Raw genomic sequence first — 19,922 nt, forward strand, 5'->3', positions numbered from 1 at the left:
ACGAAGAGGAAATTGCTCGCGAATCTTTCAAGAAGCTTGAAGAAGGTATATATGAATTTATAAACGAGACCAATTTCAAACGCTTTCTGATGATAATCAAATCTGCCGGTTTTATTTCTTCCAGTCTGGTCCGCTCACAGAACACACTCAATTTTTCATACATATATCTGGCATTGAAAGCAAAGAACTATAACCCCGCTGAGATTGAATCGTATGTACGCAGGTGGTTTACCTTATCTATTTTAACGGGAAGGTATTCAAGCTCTCCAGAATCCATGTTTGATTATGACATAAAGAATATTTCAAAAATGGACTTTGGAGAATATCTCAAGAGTGTGGAAAGTGCGGAACTTTCTGATACCTTCTTTGATATTGCACTGGTACAAAACCTGGATACTTCAGTATCAACAAGTCCATATTTCAATGTATATCTGGCTGCTCAGGTGAAATTAAACGATAAGGGTCCCCTTTCAAGAGATATAACGGTAAAGGACTTAATCTCTCATAAAGGTGATATCCACCATGTTTTCCCGAAGGATTACTTAAAAAATTATGGTTTGTCTAGAGGACAATACAACCAGGTTGCCAATTATGCTTACACGCAGTCCGAAATTAACATTAAAGTAGGTAATAAGGCTCCTGGCATCTATTTCCACGAATTGAAAGAGCAATGCGATTGTAGAATTTTAAAGTACGGTGGAATCAATGACTTTGAGGTACTTACAGAGAACTTTAAGCAAAACTGCATTCCTGAAAGCGTTTTTTCAAAGAATATTAAAAATTACGATGAATTTTTAGAACAAAGAAGAGTCTTAATGGCAAAGAAAATAAAGGAGTATTATCTCTCTTTGTAATAAAAAGAATTCATAATGGAATATCAACGAGAGCTGAAGAAGGAGTCAAATTTACTCTTTTTCCATATAAATATCAAAAAATATTATATACAGTCTATGTCAATGAATAAGGTCACAGTCAATTAATAGCTTCGATAGGAAATATTTACAATTTGTTCATTTAGCATGAATATCAGACTTTCACGACCTTTACTTTTGTGGCTTTGATATTATCTTTTGCCAATATTTCTTTGTGGTTCCTGAGCTCAGTCATAGAACTGATTAAACTGGATGGTCTTGACATAATGAATAAAATTCAATACTTAAATTTTACTACTTATTTATTGATGGACTCACGAAATAAACAAATCATTCAAGAGATTGAATCACCCTAAAGGAGATAAAACATGCTGATAACTGTCCGCGATGCCTGTATCCTCCAACCCAATGCACTGGATATCCGCATAAGTGATCAGATCGAGCAACTAGACGAACTGATCAACACTGAAGGCGACGGTATGGCGTTTTTCGCCAAAACGCACATTACCCATGGTATGGACACGCTCATACGTGAAGGCATCAAACGACTTGCCGGCAAGTCAAGTAATGCCATCTTCCACCTAAAACAGGCAATGGGTGGTGGTAAGACACACCTACTCGTAGGGTTTGGTTTACTCGCAAAGAACCCATCGTTACGTAGCGAAATCTGTAGCACGCTCCCACATACAGTTCCACATGTGGGAGATTTTGACATCGCAAAGGTCGCCGCTTTCAATGGTCGAAACAACCCCCCATATTTCTTTTGGGGGGAAATAGCAACTCAGTTAGGTCGAGCAGACTCTTTTCAAGACTTCTGGGTGGGAGGTCCAAAAGCACCTGACGAAAAGGATTGGTTGCGACTCTTTGAAGGCAGTGAGCCAATACTGATCTTGCTCGATGAATTGCCACCATATTTCCATTACTTGGACACTCAGAAAGTTGGGAATGGCACAGTAGCCGACATAGCCACACGTGCCTTCGCTAATATGCTGACTGCAGCAGGCAAGAAATCAAACGTTTGCATCGTCGTCTCGGACCTGGCGGCTTCGTATGAGACTGGTACTAATCTCATCAACAGAGCTCTAAATGATGCAAGACAGGAGCTTGGAAGACAAGAGCTAACCATCACACCAGTTGATCTCGCAGGAAATGAGGTATATGAAATATTACGCAAGCGCCTTTTCGTCTCAATGCCCGATGGCGACTTAATTGACAGCGTAGCAGAACACTTTGGGCAAGAGCTTACCGAAGCCGGCAAGGCCAAAATTGTAAACCGTGGAGCGGAGTCCATTGCCGACGAGATCGCCGAAACATATCCTTTCCACCCATGTCTCAAGAACCTTGTTGCACTCTTCAAAGAGAACGAGCGTTTCAAGCAGACACGAGGCTTGATGGAACTTGTTTCAAGGCTCTTGAAGTCGGTATGGGAGCGTCCGACAAACGATGTCTTTTTAATTGGTCCGCAACATTTTGACCTTTCCATTGCCGATGTCCGAGAGAAGCTGGCAGAGATTTCGGAAATGCGCGACGTCATTGCTAAAGATCTGTGGGACGCCAACCAATCTGCTCATGCCCAGGTGATTGACCTGAAATGCAAATCGGACGCCACCAAGCAAGTAGGTGCGTTACTTCTCACTTCCAGTCTCTCGACGGCGGTCAATGCCGTGAAAGGTCTGACACGTGAAGAGATGGTTGAGTCACTCTCAATGCCTAACCGCAAGCCATCTGAATTTCTGGAGGCTTTCGATCAGCTTGAGGCTGAAGCTTGGTACCTTCATCACACACCCGAAGGCCGTTTCTACTTTGATCGACAGGAAAATCTAACCAAACTCCTGCAGTCATTGGCCACCGGTGCACCAGAAAACAAGGTGGACGAGCTCATACGCCATCGGATATCAGAGATGTTCAAACCATCCCGTAAAGCCGCTTATGATGAGGTTCTGCCACTGCCACACCTTGAAGATGTTATTGACAAGGTCCGAAGATCAAGAGTGATCTTAGTTGTGAGCCCAGACTCAAAACTGCCGCCTGAAGAGGTGCAGAAGTTTTTCGAGACACTATCACAGAAAAACAATCTCTGCGTACTTACGGGTGACAAAACGCAAATGGCAAGCGTTGAGAAGACTGCAAGACATGTCTTTGCAGTAGAGAAAGCTGACATTCGTATCTCTAAGGGACACCCTCAACGAGAGGAATTGGAAAAGAAACAGCAGCAGTATAGTCAAGACTTCAATTCCACCGTGCTCAGTGTCTTTGACAAAGTAATGTTTCCGATACACCGACCAGGTAGGATTCCTGAGTTAGCGGTTAAGCCTCTCGACGTGACCCGTGATGTTTCCAAACCTTTCAACGGGGAAGAACAAGTCGAAAAGACGCTCATTAGTGACCCGAAGAAGCTTTTTCTAGATGTTGAGAAGGATTTCGATATTCTACGCAGTAAAGCTGAAAATTTACTGTGGCCTGAGAACCAGACTGAGGCACGCTGGAGCGATATCCTTGATCGTATGACTGAACAGGCTGGATTTCCATGGATATCACCAAAGGAAATCGACAGATTCAAGCAATTCGCTTTTAGCCAAGGATTATGGGAAGACATTGGAAATGGATATGTCACAAAGTCGCCTAAGAAGAAGAAAACTTCAGTTCAGCCTATTTTGGATACTGATCCCGACGACATGGGTAAGGTACGTCTGCGCGTGAACACACAGAACACTGGTCCAGCCCCACTTATTTACTATGCCGAGGATTCCATAGCGACTACTCAAAGTAAACTGCTCACTGACAATCAGCTTGAGACTTCAGCGTTGAGAGTCTCGTTCCTCGTCTTCGATCCTTCTGGTCAGTTCGAAACGGGTGAGCCAACGTTGTGGGAAAATAAGCTTGTTATCCGCAACGAACTTTTTGAAGAGGGTTCAAAGCGCAAAGTGCGCTTACTTGTTGCACCAAAAGGAAAAATACGTTATACTCTCGACGGTAGTGAGCCACGTAATGGTACGGAATATACCGAACCGATTGTTATTGGCGATGGTGAAGTCCACATATGGGTTTTCGCTGAAGAGGATGGCATTGAAGCACGGGCTAACTTCAGTTTCGCTGCAAAAGGCAAGAAGGGTGTGCAGATAAATGAGACAAAACCTGCCAATCTCATCACGACCAGAAGTCAGAAGAAGCTTGACTCACGGTCGAAGGCTTTCGAAGGTATCAAAGAGGCAAAAGATAAATCTATTGAATTCGAAGGGGTGACGATCACCATTGGCGAAGGGGCCAAGAGCATGACTATGACCGTGGGTGAGGTGCGGGTAGACGGCGAGTATATCGATAAGCTGCTCAAGATGGCACTGACTAAGTTCACCACCGACACTGCAGTGACTATGACCTTCAAGAAAGCATACTTTACTTCAGGCCATGACCTCAAACTCTTCACCGAAGCTCTTGGTATCGAGCTGCAGGCAGGTGAGGTTGTTCAGCAATGAGCGGAAAGATCTCAACTATCGATTTTGGCGCACCTGATGCCTTTGGAGCTCATGTTTTTCGCGTAGAGATTGCTGCCGGGAAAAACGAGCCTGTTCGCATTATCGAGGACTATGGCTATCAGGGAGGAGAGAACGGTTTGCCCTACGAAGAGCCTCGTGCCATCGTGCCTCGTGCCACCTGGACCGTCATTAGTGCCACTGCGCGCAGTGACTTCAATGAGAGGCTCAAAGCGCAAAAGCAGGCAACAGGACGCTGGAAAGTCGACAAAACACTGGTAGATCGACTACTTGGTAAGGAACTATGCGTGCTTGCGTGGGCTTCAGAAAAGGCGACACCAGAACAGCTTCCAATAATCTGTGCCCGATGGGCTGCACTTCGGCCTGAGGAACGCTGGTGGCTTTTTTCCATGACCGTAGCAGAGGCAGGTCTCCCTGAAGATAGCGATCGCGGATGGCGTAAGGCTCTTTACTTTGCACTTTCCGATGGCGACCGAACAACTGATCGAAGCCGCCGTCGAGCCCGTCCCAAGACCGAACAACAAGACATTCATTCATTTTTCTCGGAGTAACTATGAATCCCTCTAAACCTATTGTTCCGTTTTCACTCAAGGATGCCCCAGCGCTAATAGAGCAAGTACTGCCAGCGCAGCGTTTATCAGCCGAGTCTTATAAGGAGCAGATGGCAGGCAGCGGCAAAACGCTTACTGCCCTTGGAAGCTACTGGAAAGGACGAAAGCCACTAATTCTTAGTAAAGCGTGTGTTCTTGGCTGTCTATTGCCTGCTACCGACGACCTTGTAAAGGACCTCGAAATTTTCGAGATGCTAATGGGGATGGACGAAGAATCTTTTGAGAAACGTCTTAAGCTCAAGAAAGGCGAGCATGTGCCAGCTCAACCTTACCGCTCGTTAGTAGGTGCTGCCAAGCGTCCAGAAGAGATCTACGATGCGGTCCATACTCATATCTGGCCAAAAGTTAACGCTCACCTAGGCACCAGCGCGAACTCGTTTCCGGAACTGGTTGAGCAGCTAGGCATTATGCGTTTTAGTCATCGTCCCAAGGTTGCAGATACCTTCTGTGGTTCAGGACAGATTCCTTTCGAGGCGGCACGGCTGGGCTGTGATGTTTACGCATCTGACTTGAATCCAATCGCATGTATGCTTACCTGGGGTGCGTTTCACATTGTTGGAGGTTCTTCCGCTGAGAGGAAGAAACTCAAAGAAACACAAAAGGAATTAATAGAACGAGTGAAAAGTGAAATTGACCAATTGGGGATAGAATCAGATGGCACTGGCTGGCGCGCCAAAACGTTCCTCTATTGTGTAGAAGTGAAGTGTCCTCAGACTGGCTGGACAGTTCCTCTGTTGCCTAGTTTCGTGGTTAGTAAGGGCTACAAAGTGATTGTCGAGCTAATACCTGATGTGGAACGGAGGCGCTATGATATTGAAATCCATTCCAATGTGAGCGATGCTAAGTTGACCACAGCAGGTGAAGGTACTGTCCGTACAGATGGGCGCGGCCAAGATCCATATTTGGTACATACTGTGAATGGCATTGAATATCGGACCAAGATCAGTACTCTGCGAGGGGATTATTGCAAGGATGGTGGTAGCAATGGCAACCGTCTGCGGCTATGGGAGAAAACCGATTTTATGCCTCATGAGGGAGACCTCTATCAGGAAAGACTCTACGCAGTTCAGTGGATGCGACCAAAGGCTAAGGGTAGTGGCGAAGAGTACGAATTTCGGTCAGTGACCACCGACGATATTCACCGCGAGCACACTGTGCAAGAGTATGTGGCTAAGCACTTCTCTGAATGGCAGGAGAAGGGATTGGTGCCCGATATGCGTATTGAGCCAGGATACAACACTGACCAGCCCATACGTGAGCGTGGCTGGACTTACTGGCACCACTTGTTTAATCCGCGACAGTTGTTAGTCATTGGATTGATAAACAAGAGCAATAGAGCAGCAGACAAGTTTCTTGCCGCCTCTTTAGCAGATCTATCAAGCCGCCTTTGTAGATGGAATGGAAGCGGAACAAAAGGTGCTGGAGGGAACACCTCAAATACATTCGATAATCAAGCACTAAACACCCTGTTTACCTATGGAAACAGAGGTCTATCAAATTGTTATTCAGTTCTTCAACCGAATCTGAAGCTGTTTCATCTGGATGAGGATATTGAGACAAACATCGAAGCTGTGTCTGCTGCAAATATCCAATTTCGTGCTGATATGTTCATCACGGACCCACCATATGGTGACGCTGTGAAGTATGAGGAAATCCTCGAATTCTTCATCGCTTGGCTACGTAAAAACCCGCCATCGGAGTTTGCCAACTGGGTATGGGATAGTCGCCGTGCTCTCGCCATTAAAGGGGAAGATGAAGACTTCCGCCGTAGCATGGTGTCTGCGTACAAACGAATGGCCGAGTGCATGCCCGATAACGGCATCCAAGTTATCATGTTCACCCACCAGTCTAATTCTATCTGGGCTGACATGGCGAACATTGTCTGGGCGTCGGGTCTACAGGTAACAGCTGCTTGGTACGTTGCGACTGAAACCGAAAGTGCCTTGCGCGACGGAAGATACGTCAAGGGCACCGTATTGCTCGTGGTACGTAAGCGAATGGGGTCACTGCGTACTACTCGTGACGACCTTGCATGGGATATCAAGGACGAGGTTGAGAGTCAGGTTGCAACTCTGACCGGCCTGAACCAGCAGGTCAAGCATCGTTACCGTGAAGAGAACCTTTTCGGTGACGCTGACATTCAGATGGCAGGCTACGCCGCTGCTTTGCGTGTACTCACTCAGTACTCGGTCATAGACGGTAAGGAAATGGCAATTGAGGCCATCCGCCCAAGGGTGAAAGGACAACAGACATTCATTGATGAGCTCATCGGATTCGCAGTCGACCTTGCCAACCAATCACTTGTACCTCAAGGCATCAATAAAGCGCACTGGGAAAAGCTCAAACCTGCGGAGAGGTTCTACTTGAAACTCTTGGAACTAGAAAGCCAGGGTGTTAAGACTCTTGACAATTACCAGAACTTTGCCAAGGCATTCAAAGTTGTTGATTTTAAGCCGCTAATGGCCAGCCAGAAAGCCAACTCATCATGTCTCAAGAGCGCGGTCGAGCTGGGACGTACCGAAATGAATGATACATCCCAAATGGGGAATACACCGCTTAGGGCAGTACTTTATGCTATAATGGAACTTACCAAAGGAATGGATGGCTCAGATGTATTGGCACATCTTGGCTTCAACGTCGAAGGTTTCTATGATCCCACTGTTCGAGAGTTGATAGTCGATCTGGCCGAATACATTGCTGGCAAACTCACAGAAATGCGCCCCGAAGAAGCAAGTGCAGCCCGTGTACTGCGTGAGCTGATTAAGAACCAGAAGATGTGAGGTTACCCACATGAGTGAGATCCGCCGTTTCTCCTCCAGACTCCACCGTCTTGACAAAGTATTTTTGGCTGAAAAATTGCGTGATGCTACCTCTTACCGTCGTATAGCTGGCTACTTCCGTAGCTCGATCTTTGAGCTCGTGGGAGAGGAGATAGCCGCAATCCCCGACGTGCGCATAGTCTGCAATAGCGAGCTGGATGCTGCTGATATTAGTATATCCCAAGCAGCGAGGGAGGCTGCACTTAAGGAACGATGGAACGATGTACCAGTGGAAGTAGACGCACTTCTGCAACGCGATCGCTACCGCAAGCTCTACGAATTACTCTCCCGGAGAAACGAACGCGGTGAACCAACTGTTCAGATAAGAGTTGTACCCAAGGATAAAGTATTCCTGCACGGCAAGGCAGGTGTGATCGAAGGACCATGGGGCAAGACTGCTTTTCTCGGTTCCATCAACGAGACAAAAAGCGCATTTACAGCCAATTATGAGATTCTCTGGGAAGACCCATCGCCCGAGGGCGTGAAATGGGTCGACGAGGAATTTGAGGCTCTATGGAAGGAAGCGTACCTTTTGCCAGATGCTATTGTCACTGAGATCAAACGACGGGCTGACAGGATCGAAGTAAGTTTTAGTGAAGTCGATGCAGCCGATGTGCCTGCGGCGGTGCTTGTAGAATCGCCTATTTACCGGGGAGGGGAGCAGCTTCAGCCCTGGCAGCGGTCCTTCGTGACAAAGTTTCTCGAACATCGCGAGATCTATGGAAAGGTACGCCTTCTCCTTGCGGATGAGGTAGGTCTTGGCAAGACTTTATCCCTTGCTGCCAGCGCTCTAGTGTCTGTTGTACTAGATGATGGAGCGGTGCTAATCCTATGCCCCTCAACCCTTACTTTTCAGTGGCAAACTGAGCTAAAAGACCACCTTGGCATCCCGAGCGCTGTCTGGCATTCAGGCAAAAAAGTATGGATTGATCCGGATGGTCACATGATTCGTACCCGCGGTACCGAGGATATCGGACACTGCCCATATCGTGTGGCGCTGGTCTCAACTGGTCTCATCTTCCATGCTTCTCCAGAGTGCGAAATTCTGCTCGGTCGAAATTATGGAACCGTCATCCTCGATGAAGCTCACAAGGCACGCCGTCGTGGTGGATTAGGCGAGAGGAAGGGTGAACCCAATAATCTGCTTGATTTCATGCTGAAGATTGGATCACGTACGAAGCACCTGCTACTTGGCACTGCCACTCCTATCCAGATAGATGTTCGTGAGTTATGGGACTTAATGCATATTCTGAACTCTGGAGCAGATTTTGTTCTTGGGCGCGGAAACCTTAGCATTTGGAGTAACTTCGAACGCTCACTTCCTTACGTAAAGGGTGAAACCAACCCGGTCGATGTAAAGGAGGTTTGGGAGCTTGTTCGCAATCCTTTGCCTCCTGGGTATGAACATGAAATCTTTGCAGACCTGCGAATGCTACTTGACATTGCAGACAAAAGTTTCTTTAGCGATAGGGGTTTTGGCTCTCTCGGATATACTCCCCAGTTGCGTCTCGAGAGCATTCTTGACGGTGAATTCTTCAAGAGTTACAATCCCATTGTCCGTCATACAGTCCTCCGCAAGCGTCAAACACTCGAAGAACGCGGTTTGATTGAAAAGGTACGTGTCGATGTACACCCTGATCCCAACGTCTCATCTGACTTCTATAGAGGGCAGAGCTTTGTTGGTTTAGGTTTGCTGACTAATCATCCATTCAACCTAGCTTATGAGGCAGTTGAGCGATTCACCGAGCTTTTGGGTAGCCGTACTAAATCTGCTGGTTTTATGAGATCACTATTGCTACAACGCATCTGCTCAAGCTTTGCATCTGGTCGTAGTACTGCCAAAAGGATGCTTGAGCGAGAACTTCTGGATGATGAAGAAGATGTTACTCAACTCGACAAAGCTCTGGATGGATTGACCCCAGAAGAGGCTAAATGTCTAAGGACTATAGTGGAGGAACTTTCACGACCTGAAGCCCACGACCCAAAATTAAAAGCTATCAGGTACTTCCTTACTACTCATAAGATTGAACAAAAGACATGGCTCGAACATGGATGTATTATATTCAGTCAATACTATGACACCTCACGCTGGGTTGGCGAAGAGCTGGCAAGAGACTTAAGTGGGGAAGTCGTTGCAGTGTACGCAGGTGCGGGTAAAAGCGGACTCTTTAGAGGTGGAGAGTTCGTATCTGTAGAACGAGAGGAAATCAAAAGGGCGGTGAAAAACCGCGAGATTCGACTCTTAGTCGCAACAGATGCTGCTTGCGAGGGTCTTAATTTACAGACCCTCGGTACTCTCATTAATATCGACTTGCCATGGAATCCGTCGCGCCTTGAACAACGGCTTGGACGCATCAAACGCTTTGGCCAATCAAGACGCAGTGTTGATATGCTGAATCTCGTCTACCACGACACACGCGATGAAAGGGTCTACCAGGTTATATCTCGCCGAATGAAGGATAAATATGACATTTTTGGAGGACTTCCTGACACTATCGACGATAGTTGGATTGATAGCGAGGAGAAACTTGAGGAGATGATAAACCTGTACATCCATCTCCGGCAAAAAACGCGAAATGTCTTTGAACTCCGGTATGAGGGAGCCATTGATCCTGATCAGAACCGCTGGGAGTCGTGTGCAAAAGTTTTCGGGCGGCGTGACGTCATAGAAAAACTCTCTGAGCCATGGTGATAAATGAATAAGGAAACGAATATACCTTTATTTTCGTAGTTAAGATACATGCAAGAGCCGTTTAACTATTCTCATTGATTCCTTCGATAACTGCATTCTAAGCCCTTTCAGATGCACGGTAAGTCTTCCGCGCTGTTTCGGCCAGGGCTCAGTTACACTTGGCCTGCTTGAAGATCTTGAACTCATTCTGTAGTCTCGTAAACTTCTTTTTTCCACATCTCATATAATCGTCTTTTCTCTTCCGCTTCCTTTGCAAGCTTCAATAATTCCTCTGTCTTCCCTGCCTCAAGCATGGAGACCACAAGAAAAGCTGGAATAGAAGGGAATCCACCTTCATTCAGGTAGTGCCCCAGAGTGAAAGAGTTTTCCTCAAGTAATCGATTTACTATTTCGGAGTTTGGAAAGACATGTTTTACTGCTTCCCCGAACCCAATGGAGTAAATTAAAGGTTCTTGTCTCTTACGGGTTTCCATAGATTAGCCTCTTCTCTGTTCTAAAGTATAGTGCAACAGATCCCACTTTCGAAAAAGAAGTAATTAAAGGAATTTATAGAGGTATTCTTTGTTGACTTTTGCTTAAAGTCCTACTCCACTGTCCTGAAGATTGCAGGTTTTCCAGGCCAGATATTTTTAACTAAGCCCTATGTGATCAGTTCAACCTCTGCGCCCTCTGCTTCGTATATCCTGATGCCCTCCCTCAAGTCTTGTCATTTCTTAGAATCCCCCATTCCATTAACCTTTTTTTGATTTGATCCATCTCCAGATCCGTAAAACTTAGTCCTTGATAATGATAAAGAGATGTCTCCGGATCATGACCTTGTCTCTGATAAACTTTAAAAGGCGGCACTCCTGAGCTCAGCATCCACGATTCGATGCTTTTTCTTGTGGTTTTAGCTGAGATTCCAAACGGATTAAAATCAGTTTTAACGGCCCATCTTTTAAGGTTCTGGTTCCAAGTGTCAATATCTGGAGGAGCAGGCCCATTGAAAAACTGATCAAGGATATAGGGAAGAGTAGAAGGTAGCAAATCTACTGTCCTTTCCTTTGCTTTCCTCTTTGCCTTCTTCTGTGCCTCTTCATTAAGTCGGATCTGGTTTCGATTCTCAGAATACCACTCAGGATGGTCATGTAGTCTTTGAATTTCGGCATACCTCATCCCGGTTATTGTGGATAATTCAAAAATGGCTTTGTGTTTCTTTTTTGGGATCGATGCCTTAAATCTATCATATTCTGAAGGGACAAAGACACGAATTCCATTTACATAAATGGCTTCCTTGTCCCTGGTAAATCCTGAAACTGGATACTTTTCTTTCACAACATACTATACAGTTGTTTTCCTAAAAGTACTTTATTATTGATTGAATATGATTCTCTTCAAGGATCATCCGTTGAGATAAAGAGCAAAATGCAGTAGTTTTATATGAAAACTACTGGATTTTTTAGCATTCAAAAACACGATCAAAGTTTGAAAAAAGATAGGAAAGTGCTAACCTCTTTTAATTCAAAAGTCACCCTTTTGCACATTATACGCTGTTGCCAACAGAGGTTTCAGAATAGCTTAGGACTCCTGCATAGACAAAATTTCATCCAATGAACTCAATCCATTTCTTACCAACTGGCTGTATGCGATAAAAGGTAGAGGCATGGCTCGAATATAAGGAGCCGGAATTTCATTCGATACAATAAACAAAGAATCAACTAAAAATAATTCATTTTTTAATCCATAAGCTCTAATTAAAACATCAACATTAGCTTTAACCCATTCATGTCTCTTAATGTGTTTTTTAGTCCAGGAGTTATCTTCTTCATTATCCCCAATTAATCTTTCAATCTCATTTGCAATTTCTTGTGGATTTCTCCCGTAATTTAGGTCTTTACATTCAACTAATAATATCCTCTTACTCTTTTCGTCAATTACAAGCACATCAATATCTCCCAGATCAATCTCCGCATTTAACTTTTTCCCAGGTTTGATCGGAACCTCATGATCTACTTTGCAACTCGTATTATCTATGAACCATTGTTCTACCTTTTGTCTGAATCTCTTACCTTTCTCATTTATAATGGTTCCAATTAATGATTTCATTCCCTCAGGAGTATTCTCGTTGATGTGATATCGACCTGTCCTTACAAGTCCTATTAAATTAATACATGCTTCTTCTACATGACAAGGTCCCCAGAATACTAACGGATTCTCTTCGACTTTTGGTCCAATAACAAGAGGACGTCGTATATATGAAAGTCTTCGGTTATATTTCCAAGGCCATATATCATTATATTCAAATCCTGCTGGTGGTTTTTCCCATTTTTTTCTTGGGAACTGAGAAAATAATTCTATTGCTTGCTCAATAGTTTCATCATCCCACATTAGGATCTCCTTCAGTTTTAATTTCATATCAGATAGATGGAGAGAAGGAGCTGCAACTTCCTGTTCAAATCCAATATCCATAAGAAAATGGTAGAAATCTATTATTTGAGATAGGGATAATCCAAACTCTGCCTTAAAAGCCGCCTCATATATAGGATCAATATCAGTTTTTTCCTCTTGGTTTAAAATGAAATTACTTTTGAAACTAGAGATTGAGTGCTCTAAGTGTTCTAAAATCTTGTTTTTCATGAAAGGATTGTAAACCTTATCAAATGCTTCTTTATCAACACCTATCCGACCTGATTCAAGAATTGAAAGCTCATGGTCAATTATTTTGGTATGAATGTGATCGCTAATCATTGACCAGTTGATAAGACGGTCGGTGATTGCAAGCAGCATATCAAAATCTGCTACACTTAGCTCCTTATTACCTTTTGGAGGTTCGGCAGAAACAATTTCTATGAGAGTCCTTAGAGACAATGCAGTAGAAGTAATTACTTGTGTTTCTTCTAGTTCCTCAGCTACTTTTAATGGAACTCCTGTAAAGCATTCAATAGTTGTAGCAGTAGTAAGATCTTTTAAAGCTTTATAATGTGAAAGCGCTTCATTATAAGTAATAAATCGCTTAATAAGAGATTCCCAAGAATACATATGAATGATTGATTTTAACCTTGCATAATAAATGTCAACGATTTTTTCGCATAGCTTTTCCTTTTCAATTTTAGATTCAATCACTTTACCCACAGGATATTTTTGCTTATCTAGTTCATTTACCAACTCATCCATCTGCTCTTGAACGTCATGTTTTTGAAGCTTACGAACCATAGGAACATAACGATCGTCTAAACGCACACTATAAGAAGTGTCTACCGTGAATATTTTTTTCTTGTTCCCAAACGGTGCATGAATATCAAGAAAACGCTTAATTTCTGCTATATCTAAAGTATTATGTAAATTTTTACTTTCCAACAATTTCCCAAATGTTTGCATTAATGATTCAAGCATTAACCGCTCACCAAGATTATCATGGCGTTGTAAAAAAGGTTCGATCTCTATTGGAATTGTAAATTTTATAGAAGAATCACTAACCTTCCAATTAAAAGATAAGGAAGATGAATCTGTATTTATTTTAGATTTCTTTATATTTACCCATTTTTCAGGCTCTCCAAAAGAGAAAATTATAGTGATAGGAGTGCGTCCTAAAGGTGAAAGATGCTCTTTAAGGCCTGGAGTTAATTGCCATAACCAATATGAAAATGTTTCAGTAAACTCTAAATTAGTTTTATTAAGTTTAGGGAAACATTTTGTAATTTCCAATGTAGGCCCAACCCATATTGGTTGCAGATAACCTTCTATCAGTTGATAAGAAAACCTTCCAAAAGAATACTCAGGAACATAAATAGGAATATTTGATTCTAGATATCTTCTTACTACAACAATAAAGTTATCTGAGCTACTTGTCAAAGAGGCATGTTTGTCCCACATATGTTTAACTTTTATTTTTAAATTCAGACCATAACCTGGGAGTAAATACAGATGAGTAGGTTTTTTCCTATCATCTAGGTAAAATGAATGATTATGTTCATAGTAAAGAGAAAATTTATCCAGGAAAGTTGAAAAGGGTGAAAAGTTATATTTTTTTTCTGCTCTTGCATACTTCCAAAGTGCCAAACTATCAAGATCACCAAGTTTACTAACAACTTCCAAATCTTCAATAGAGATAGGTAAAGTTTGATTCCCTTGTGAGTGAATAGCAATTTGGGCCGGTCTTCCAATTCTTCCAAAAATCTTAATCACAAAAATATCATTATTTAAAAAATTATTTATCTTTTTTAAATATTGATTGATTAATTTATCACGAGAAAAGATATCTTGAGAGAGGACTGCAGGTTTCCATTCCTCATAAGGATCTTCTGCTGAATATCCATCGCCGTTGTCTACAGTTAATTGAACGTAAACAAGCTTATCAGAATCTATCCTAAAGACTTGCTCTTTGATTGGTAAATTATCTTTCAGAGAAGGTAAATCAATATTTAGAGGTTTGAAATGCATTAATCTGAAATATTCTTGAGCATTTTTCCACAAAACATTTTTGTATTTTTCTGCAAGAACTTTAACTGCGTTGTATCTATAAGCTGCGACCCATATAAAATGGCGCAAACAAGAAACAATTGAACCTGGATGAGTTACAACTATCTTATCTTCGATCTCAACTAAAGGGCGTAAAATAAGAGGATTATTTGTTACTGAAGGATTGGCAAAGACATAATCTCCAGCTGGAATTTTAAAAGGAGTCAAAGATTCGTTTGTCAAGCCATGCTTAATAAGTAATTCATCTACTTCTTTTTTAGTAAACACCACAGAAGAAGTAAGTTTCTGGATTTGACTTTCATCAGTTGATACAATATCAGTTCTCCATGTGTCGGGACTTGTCATATTTCGGAAGTGGCCTGCGCGTTTTGCAATCTCATTACTTAATATTAGTAGGGATAATGCACTCGGCCAAACAGCCAGAATAAAATCAATAGGAAAGTCACTTTCACTTAGGTGGATGGATTCTAAAAGAGCAGAGAGGATGTATGTTTCCTCAGTAACACCAGGATATATAACATAGTTTCCACCATAGACAACGATATTTTCAGTAAAAAGGCTTTCAGGAGGATCTTCTAAAATCCCAATATCTCCATCTGTAGGTAGATATTTATTAAGAATATCTCTTAAATGAATTGGATCTATGGATAACTCACCTTCACTTTGTAGAGAGCACGCAATTTGTATGGCCATTTCTAAACGGATAGTGTGAGATTGGTTTTCAGGAAGGATCTGAAGACCAGAGAGCATTGGTATTAGCTCAGATGGACTATACTTTCTGAACTCTTCTTTTAATAGATCAAGTTCAGGTAATGGTTTTTTTGAAGAAAGGTTCAGATTTTTAGACAAACAACAATGTTTATATTTCCTACCACTTCCACAAGGACAGGAATCGTTTCTTCCTATCTTTTTTAAATTTCTATTTCTTTTTGCCATACCGATCACGTGAAAATATACTCCTGAAACTTCAAAACTTAAGATTAATTGGTTATATATAAAGAATATATTGAAGTAAGAAGCTATCAAAGAAGAAGTTATCGAATTTTCCTTTTGTGTGTGATTAAAGCACAGTTTATTTTAACTTCACTATTTAGATCCGACCTTCCGCAGATGTTTTCAAAAAAATAACATTTTTCTTGATATCGTTTTTGGAGAATTATTCAAAAATCTGCAGTTATTATCTCAACTGAAACTTCGGGAAATGGCTGCTGAAATCTTTGAATGAAGGCAAAAGGTCGAAAATTTTGGAGAATTTCAAAAATAGGTATTTGAGTAACTAGAGCGGTTTTCAGAAAAACGATAGCAGGAAAAATTATGAAAAATGAACGGACATGTCGGGTAAGTAGGGAGGATTACTCCTCCTTTCTCCCCTAGGAACCGTACTTGAAAGTTTCCCTTCATACGGCTCGAGTGTTTTCAAACCTTTTCTGTATCAGGCATCAGTTATTTTGCATAACTGATTTTGTGATTCTGGATAACAGCTCACTGACATGACTGTCTGTAAGCCTCTCACCTATCGGTGTCTTTGAGTATCTTACATTCGTGAGTTTGTTTCCATTCACACAAGAAAACACCATCAGTAAGTCTGCATCCTTTCGGATCAAGGCAAAGTTTGAACCTCTATCCAATCCATTACAGATTGACATTCGCTTTTTACTGAATCCTCTACCCTCAATGCCTTCGTCATCCCTCGCGGGAGTCCTACCCATTATGGGAGCATTTAGGGCTTACCAAGTTCTATACTACAAATAATGTGAATACCTTAGAAGCCATCTATAAACCGAGAATCATTTGTCCATTTGCCATAATGTCCGCAGACCCATTATAGCCCGATTCTGTACCTTTTGGTTAAGCGCGTCAACCTGCTTTCGCTTATTCCACTTCACGATTCTTACGATGGTTCACTTTACGTTCTTCATAGTATTCTTATCCTAACCAATTATCAAAGTCAGGCTCCTTGATTTCTTGATATTGTCATGTGAGCTCCACACACAAACGTTACCATTTATGCATGTCACAGTAGGATTACCTCAAATAGAAGAGGTAGCGTAATGGCGCGATTCATAGTATAGCTTCTTGTCGCACCTGCGGAAAGTGGGTTAGATGGTTTGCAGTGATTTTTCACTTAAATCATCAAATTATACTCTTAAAGTAAGAGTCTTTTTAATTTTTTCTGGTTCTTCTCCAATTTTAAAAAAACAATGGAATTTCACCCAAATCCCTTAACATTTTTCCTCATTTTGGAAAAATCGCTCCACTAATATCTAAATTTTGTACATCAATTTCTTATTTTTGCCATAATTATTCGATAGCTACCGCTGTAAAGCTGCAGATTAAAACTGAAAGTTTCCATTTACTCTTTACTTTTATCCATACTGGAATCTTGCCCTCATTAAGGGTGAGAATCCTTTCCATTTACCAGTACTGAAACACCGTTTGTTGAAATAAGTAAATAAATTGTAACAAAAATTAGTTAGACCACTATTGGTTTTAAATGATCTTGCTTTGTCTACGATATCACCTATCAAAGAAAATATCTGTTCCATTGTATTATCTGTCTCAGGTGTAAACCCTTTTTTCAAGAAGCTTACATTTTTCTTGAAAATCTCTTCTGCATAAGAAATCGCTTTCTGAGACGCTTTTGAAAGTTCCAGATTAGAGTCGAATTCTCGTATCTTTTGAATACATACAACAGCACTGATGACCGTATCAGAACGTATCAACTGACATATTTCATTGGACACAACCTTATCATTATCTGGAATATCTTCAATAGAGTTGAATTCTTCATAATACCTCTTGCTAACGTTTTTTAATTGATGAAACACACAAAAGGAGTGAGCTACTTCAGGGAAGACACTCTTTACAGCTCCAATGATTGCTTTATCTTCATCAGAAACAATCTTTTGTATTTTGCCTTCAGGAAATCGGTTTTTTATTCGTCTGAAAAGAGGAATCAGAGCTTCAATTGTTGGTAATCTGTCAGTTACCTCAAAATCCAAAACTACCTTTTCTTTAGTAGCAATAACGTAAACAGATTGATATCGCATTTTTTTCCATTCTTTTTCTGTAAGCTTTCTTCCAATCAATTCTTCAAGTCTCTTTTTCCATCCTTTTTTGATCCAATCCCCATCAACATACAATGTTTCATCAAAGCCAACCTTTTGATCTAAAAGTTCTTGCTTTGAAAGTTCTGCATGTTTCTGTTCATATAACCATAATGAAGTTGCACAAGGAGCTCTTCCACAGAAGGCTGTCAAGCCTTATGTATATGTTTCCCCAATTTGCCGAGAATTGTGTAGACTGCATCGTCCATCACATCTAACATTCATTTGTTTATCATAATATTCAGAACTGTAATTTGCAGAACCAGGAACACCAATAATCTGATCATGAAAAGGTTTCTTACAAACAGGACAAAACCAGTATGTAACATTGCGAGCTATAGTGCCGTGACTTGATAAAATAAAACGAGTGTAGTGAGAGTTCACATGTAACTTATTGCCACAATCAGCACAATGAGTAGGAGATAATACGGAAAACATAGGATAGTATCGATTTCCAACCAAAACTTTTGGCAAAGGAATCATTATTTTACCGTCAACTACCGTTTTTATCATTGACTTATCTATTGCGACATTTCCTTTTCCCATAAATAGAAAATTTATCTCAATATAATTAAAATATTACTGTTTTGCATGAGTTATGGAGAAAATATGAAGACCAGAAAAAATTAAAAAGACTCATATATCGAAATTATTGAGCTCTTACTCTCGGCTTTTTAGAGCTATTTTTAGAGCACCTGAAAAATTACCTGCTGCCCTAGATATATGCAGCCATGAGCCTAATACAAAGCCTGTATTTACATTATAGACTTCAATCCAGAGAAACGAATACTTCAGGTAAAAATATCAAAGATTCAAAACCTGTTTTCAAGAGTTCCACAGGCTACAAAGGAAACATACTCTTACAAAATCCTCTTAATTTGTCCTTTAACCGGCTCTGTAGAAATCCTCTAAGTTCTATTTTTCCCAAAATAGATATAAAAATAAAATTGTAAAAATGCAGTAATTTACGAGAAAGATTATATTATGAACTGGAAACCCCTGCATGGAAAGGACAGAAGAATTATACCTCCACCTCCACTGATTACTCTGGAAGTAAAGGAAGGATCTACCGAAGCAGAGATTTATAGATCTAATAACTCTTTTTTCTTTGCTTCAAATTCTTCTTGAGTAATTATGCCATCATCATATTGAAATTCTAACAGCTTATGTTAGAAAAAACTCTCCTGCTAAAGGGGAATTAAAAGGAATTAGATAGCATATTACTATCTTTGATTTTCTTTTTATTCTATTGTATCATTAGAAAAGATTTTTTGCAACGGAACCCAAATATCTAGTGTACTTTTTTCCGGAATTATGTTCATTTTGAATTTTTTACAAGATATTTATAAGCATTTTATTAATCGGTCTGTATTGACGCACTTCTATGAAAAAGTTTTGAAATTCGAAAGCATATAAAGCTTAAAAGCCCCATAAATACTATCAAAAAGCCCATACCACCCTCACCATCTAAACAGGGAGGAATTGCAGCTAAGACTATAATGAAGAAAAGAACTGATAAAAGTTTAAAGATTAAGTAAAATGGTTGACTTAGCCACACAATGAAATCAGATGATATATTACTCATTGTATATACTTCCTGAATGACAATTATACTGTACTGCTATATAATATAAATGATATTTTGAAAATATATCGTTGTTTTCGCTTTAATTGTACATTAAATTCGATAAAAAGATCAAATGTGGTCTAAAAATATGAGTCTTTTTAATTTTTTCTGGTTCTTCTCCAATTTTAAAAAAACAATGGAATTTCACCCAAATCTCTTAACATTTTTCCTCATTTTGGAAAAATCGCTCCACTAATATCTAAATTTTGTACATCAATTTCTTATTTTTGCCATAATTATTCGAT

General features: G+C 41.0%; 10 protein-coding genes. 5 read left to right on the forward strand and 5 right to left on the reverse strand.

The features are described 5' to 3' along the window. Positions 1–173: 173 nt before the first annotated feature. The 5 genes from EO98_RS18885 (at position 174) to EO98_RS10395 (ending at position 10,485) form a co-directional block, all read left to right on the forward strand. Entirely contained in the window at positions 174–854 is a 681-nt protein-coding gene (locus EO98_RS18885; RefSeq protein ID WP_200895276.1) for a hypothetical protein, read from the forward strand. A gap of 386 nt (positions 855–1,240) precedes the next feature. Beyond that, positions 1,241–4,345 carry an anti-phage-associated DUF499 domain-containing protein gene (locus EO98_RS10380; RefSeq protein WP_156161107.1) on the forward strand — a complete coding sequence of 1,035 codons (3,105 nt, stop codon included), beginning with the start codon at positions 1,241–1,243 and terminating at the stop codon, positions 4,343–4,345. Then, positions 4,342–4,914 (forward strand): anti-phage-associated DUF3780 domain-containing protein, encoded by a 573-nt coding sequence (locus EO98_RS10385; protein ID WP_048140209.1) that lies wholly within the window; start codon positions 4,342–4,344, stop codon positions 4,912–4,914. Before EO98_RS10380 ends, EO98_RS10385 begins: the two co-directional genes overlap by 4 nt. Positions 4,915–4,916: 2 nt before the next feature. Then, entirely contained in the window at positions 4,917–7,754 is a 2,838-nt protein-coding gene (locus EO98_RS10390; RefSeq protein ID WP_048140211.1) for an anti-phage-associated DUF1156 domain-containing protein, read from the forward strand. Between the two features lie 10 nt (positions 7,755–7,764). After that, complete coding sequence (locus EO98_RS10395; protein WP_048140212.1) at positions 7,765–10,485, forward strand: phospholipase D-like domain-containing anti-phage protein; 2,721 nt, start codon at positions 7,765–7,767, stop codon at positions 10,483–10,485. A 182-nt stretch (positions 10,486–10,667) separates the two neighbouring features. Here the strand turns inward: EO98_RS10395 and EO98_RS10400 are convergent, their stop codons facing one another. The 5 genes from EO98_RS10400 to EO98_RS19590 all read right to left on the reverse strand — a co-directional run bounded on the left by EO98_RS10400 (position 10,668) and on the right by EO98_RS19590 (position 19,213). After that, positions 10,668–10,958, reverse strand: coding sequence for a hypothetical protein (locus EO98_RS10400; protein WP_048140213.1), 291 nt, complete (start codon positions 10,956–10,958; stop codon positions 10,668–10,670). 223 nt (positions 10,959–11,181) lie between these two features. Then, the gene (locus EO98_RS10405; protein WP_048140214.1) at positions 11,182–11,799 is read right to left on the reverse strand and encodes an integrase; all 618 of its coding nucleotides are present in this window, start codon (positions 11,797–11,799) and stop codon (positions 11,182–11,184) included. Positions 11,800–12,042: 243 nt separating this feature from the next. Next, complete coding sequence (locus EO98_RS19195; protein WP_235283589.1) at positions 12,043–15,969, reverse strand: YecA family protein; 3,927 nt, start codon at positions 15,967–15,969, stop codon at positions 12,043–12,045. Between the two features lie 1,340 nt (positions 15,970–17,309). Then, positions 17,310–18,203, reverse strand: coding sequence for a transposase (locus tag EO98_RS10415; protein WP_048144111.1), 894 nt, complete (start codon positions 18,201–18,203; stop codon positions 17,310–17,312). A gap of 929 nt (positions 18,204–19,132) precedes the next feature. Then, positions 19,133–19,213 (reverse strand): SHOCT domain-containing protein, encoded by an 81-nt coding sequence (locus EO98_RS19590; RefSeq protein ID WP_082098570.1) that lies wholly within the window; start codon positions 19,211–19,213, stop codon positions 19,133–19,135. Between the last annotated feature and the right edge of the window lie 709 nt (positions 19,214–19,922).

It is taken from the genome of Methanosarcina sp. 2.H.T.1A.6 (assembly GCF_000979455.1).
In the GTDB taxonomy this organism is placed as follows: Archaea; Halobacteriota; Methanosarcinia; order Methanosarcinales; family Methanosarcinaceae; genus Methanosarcina.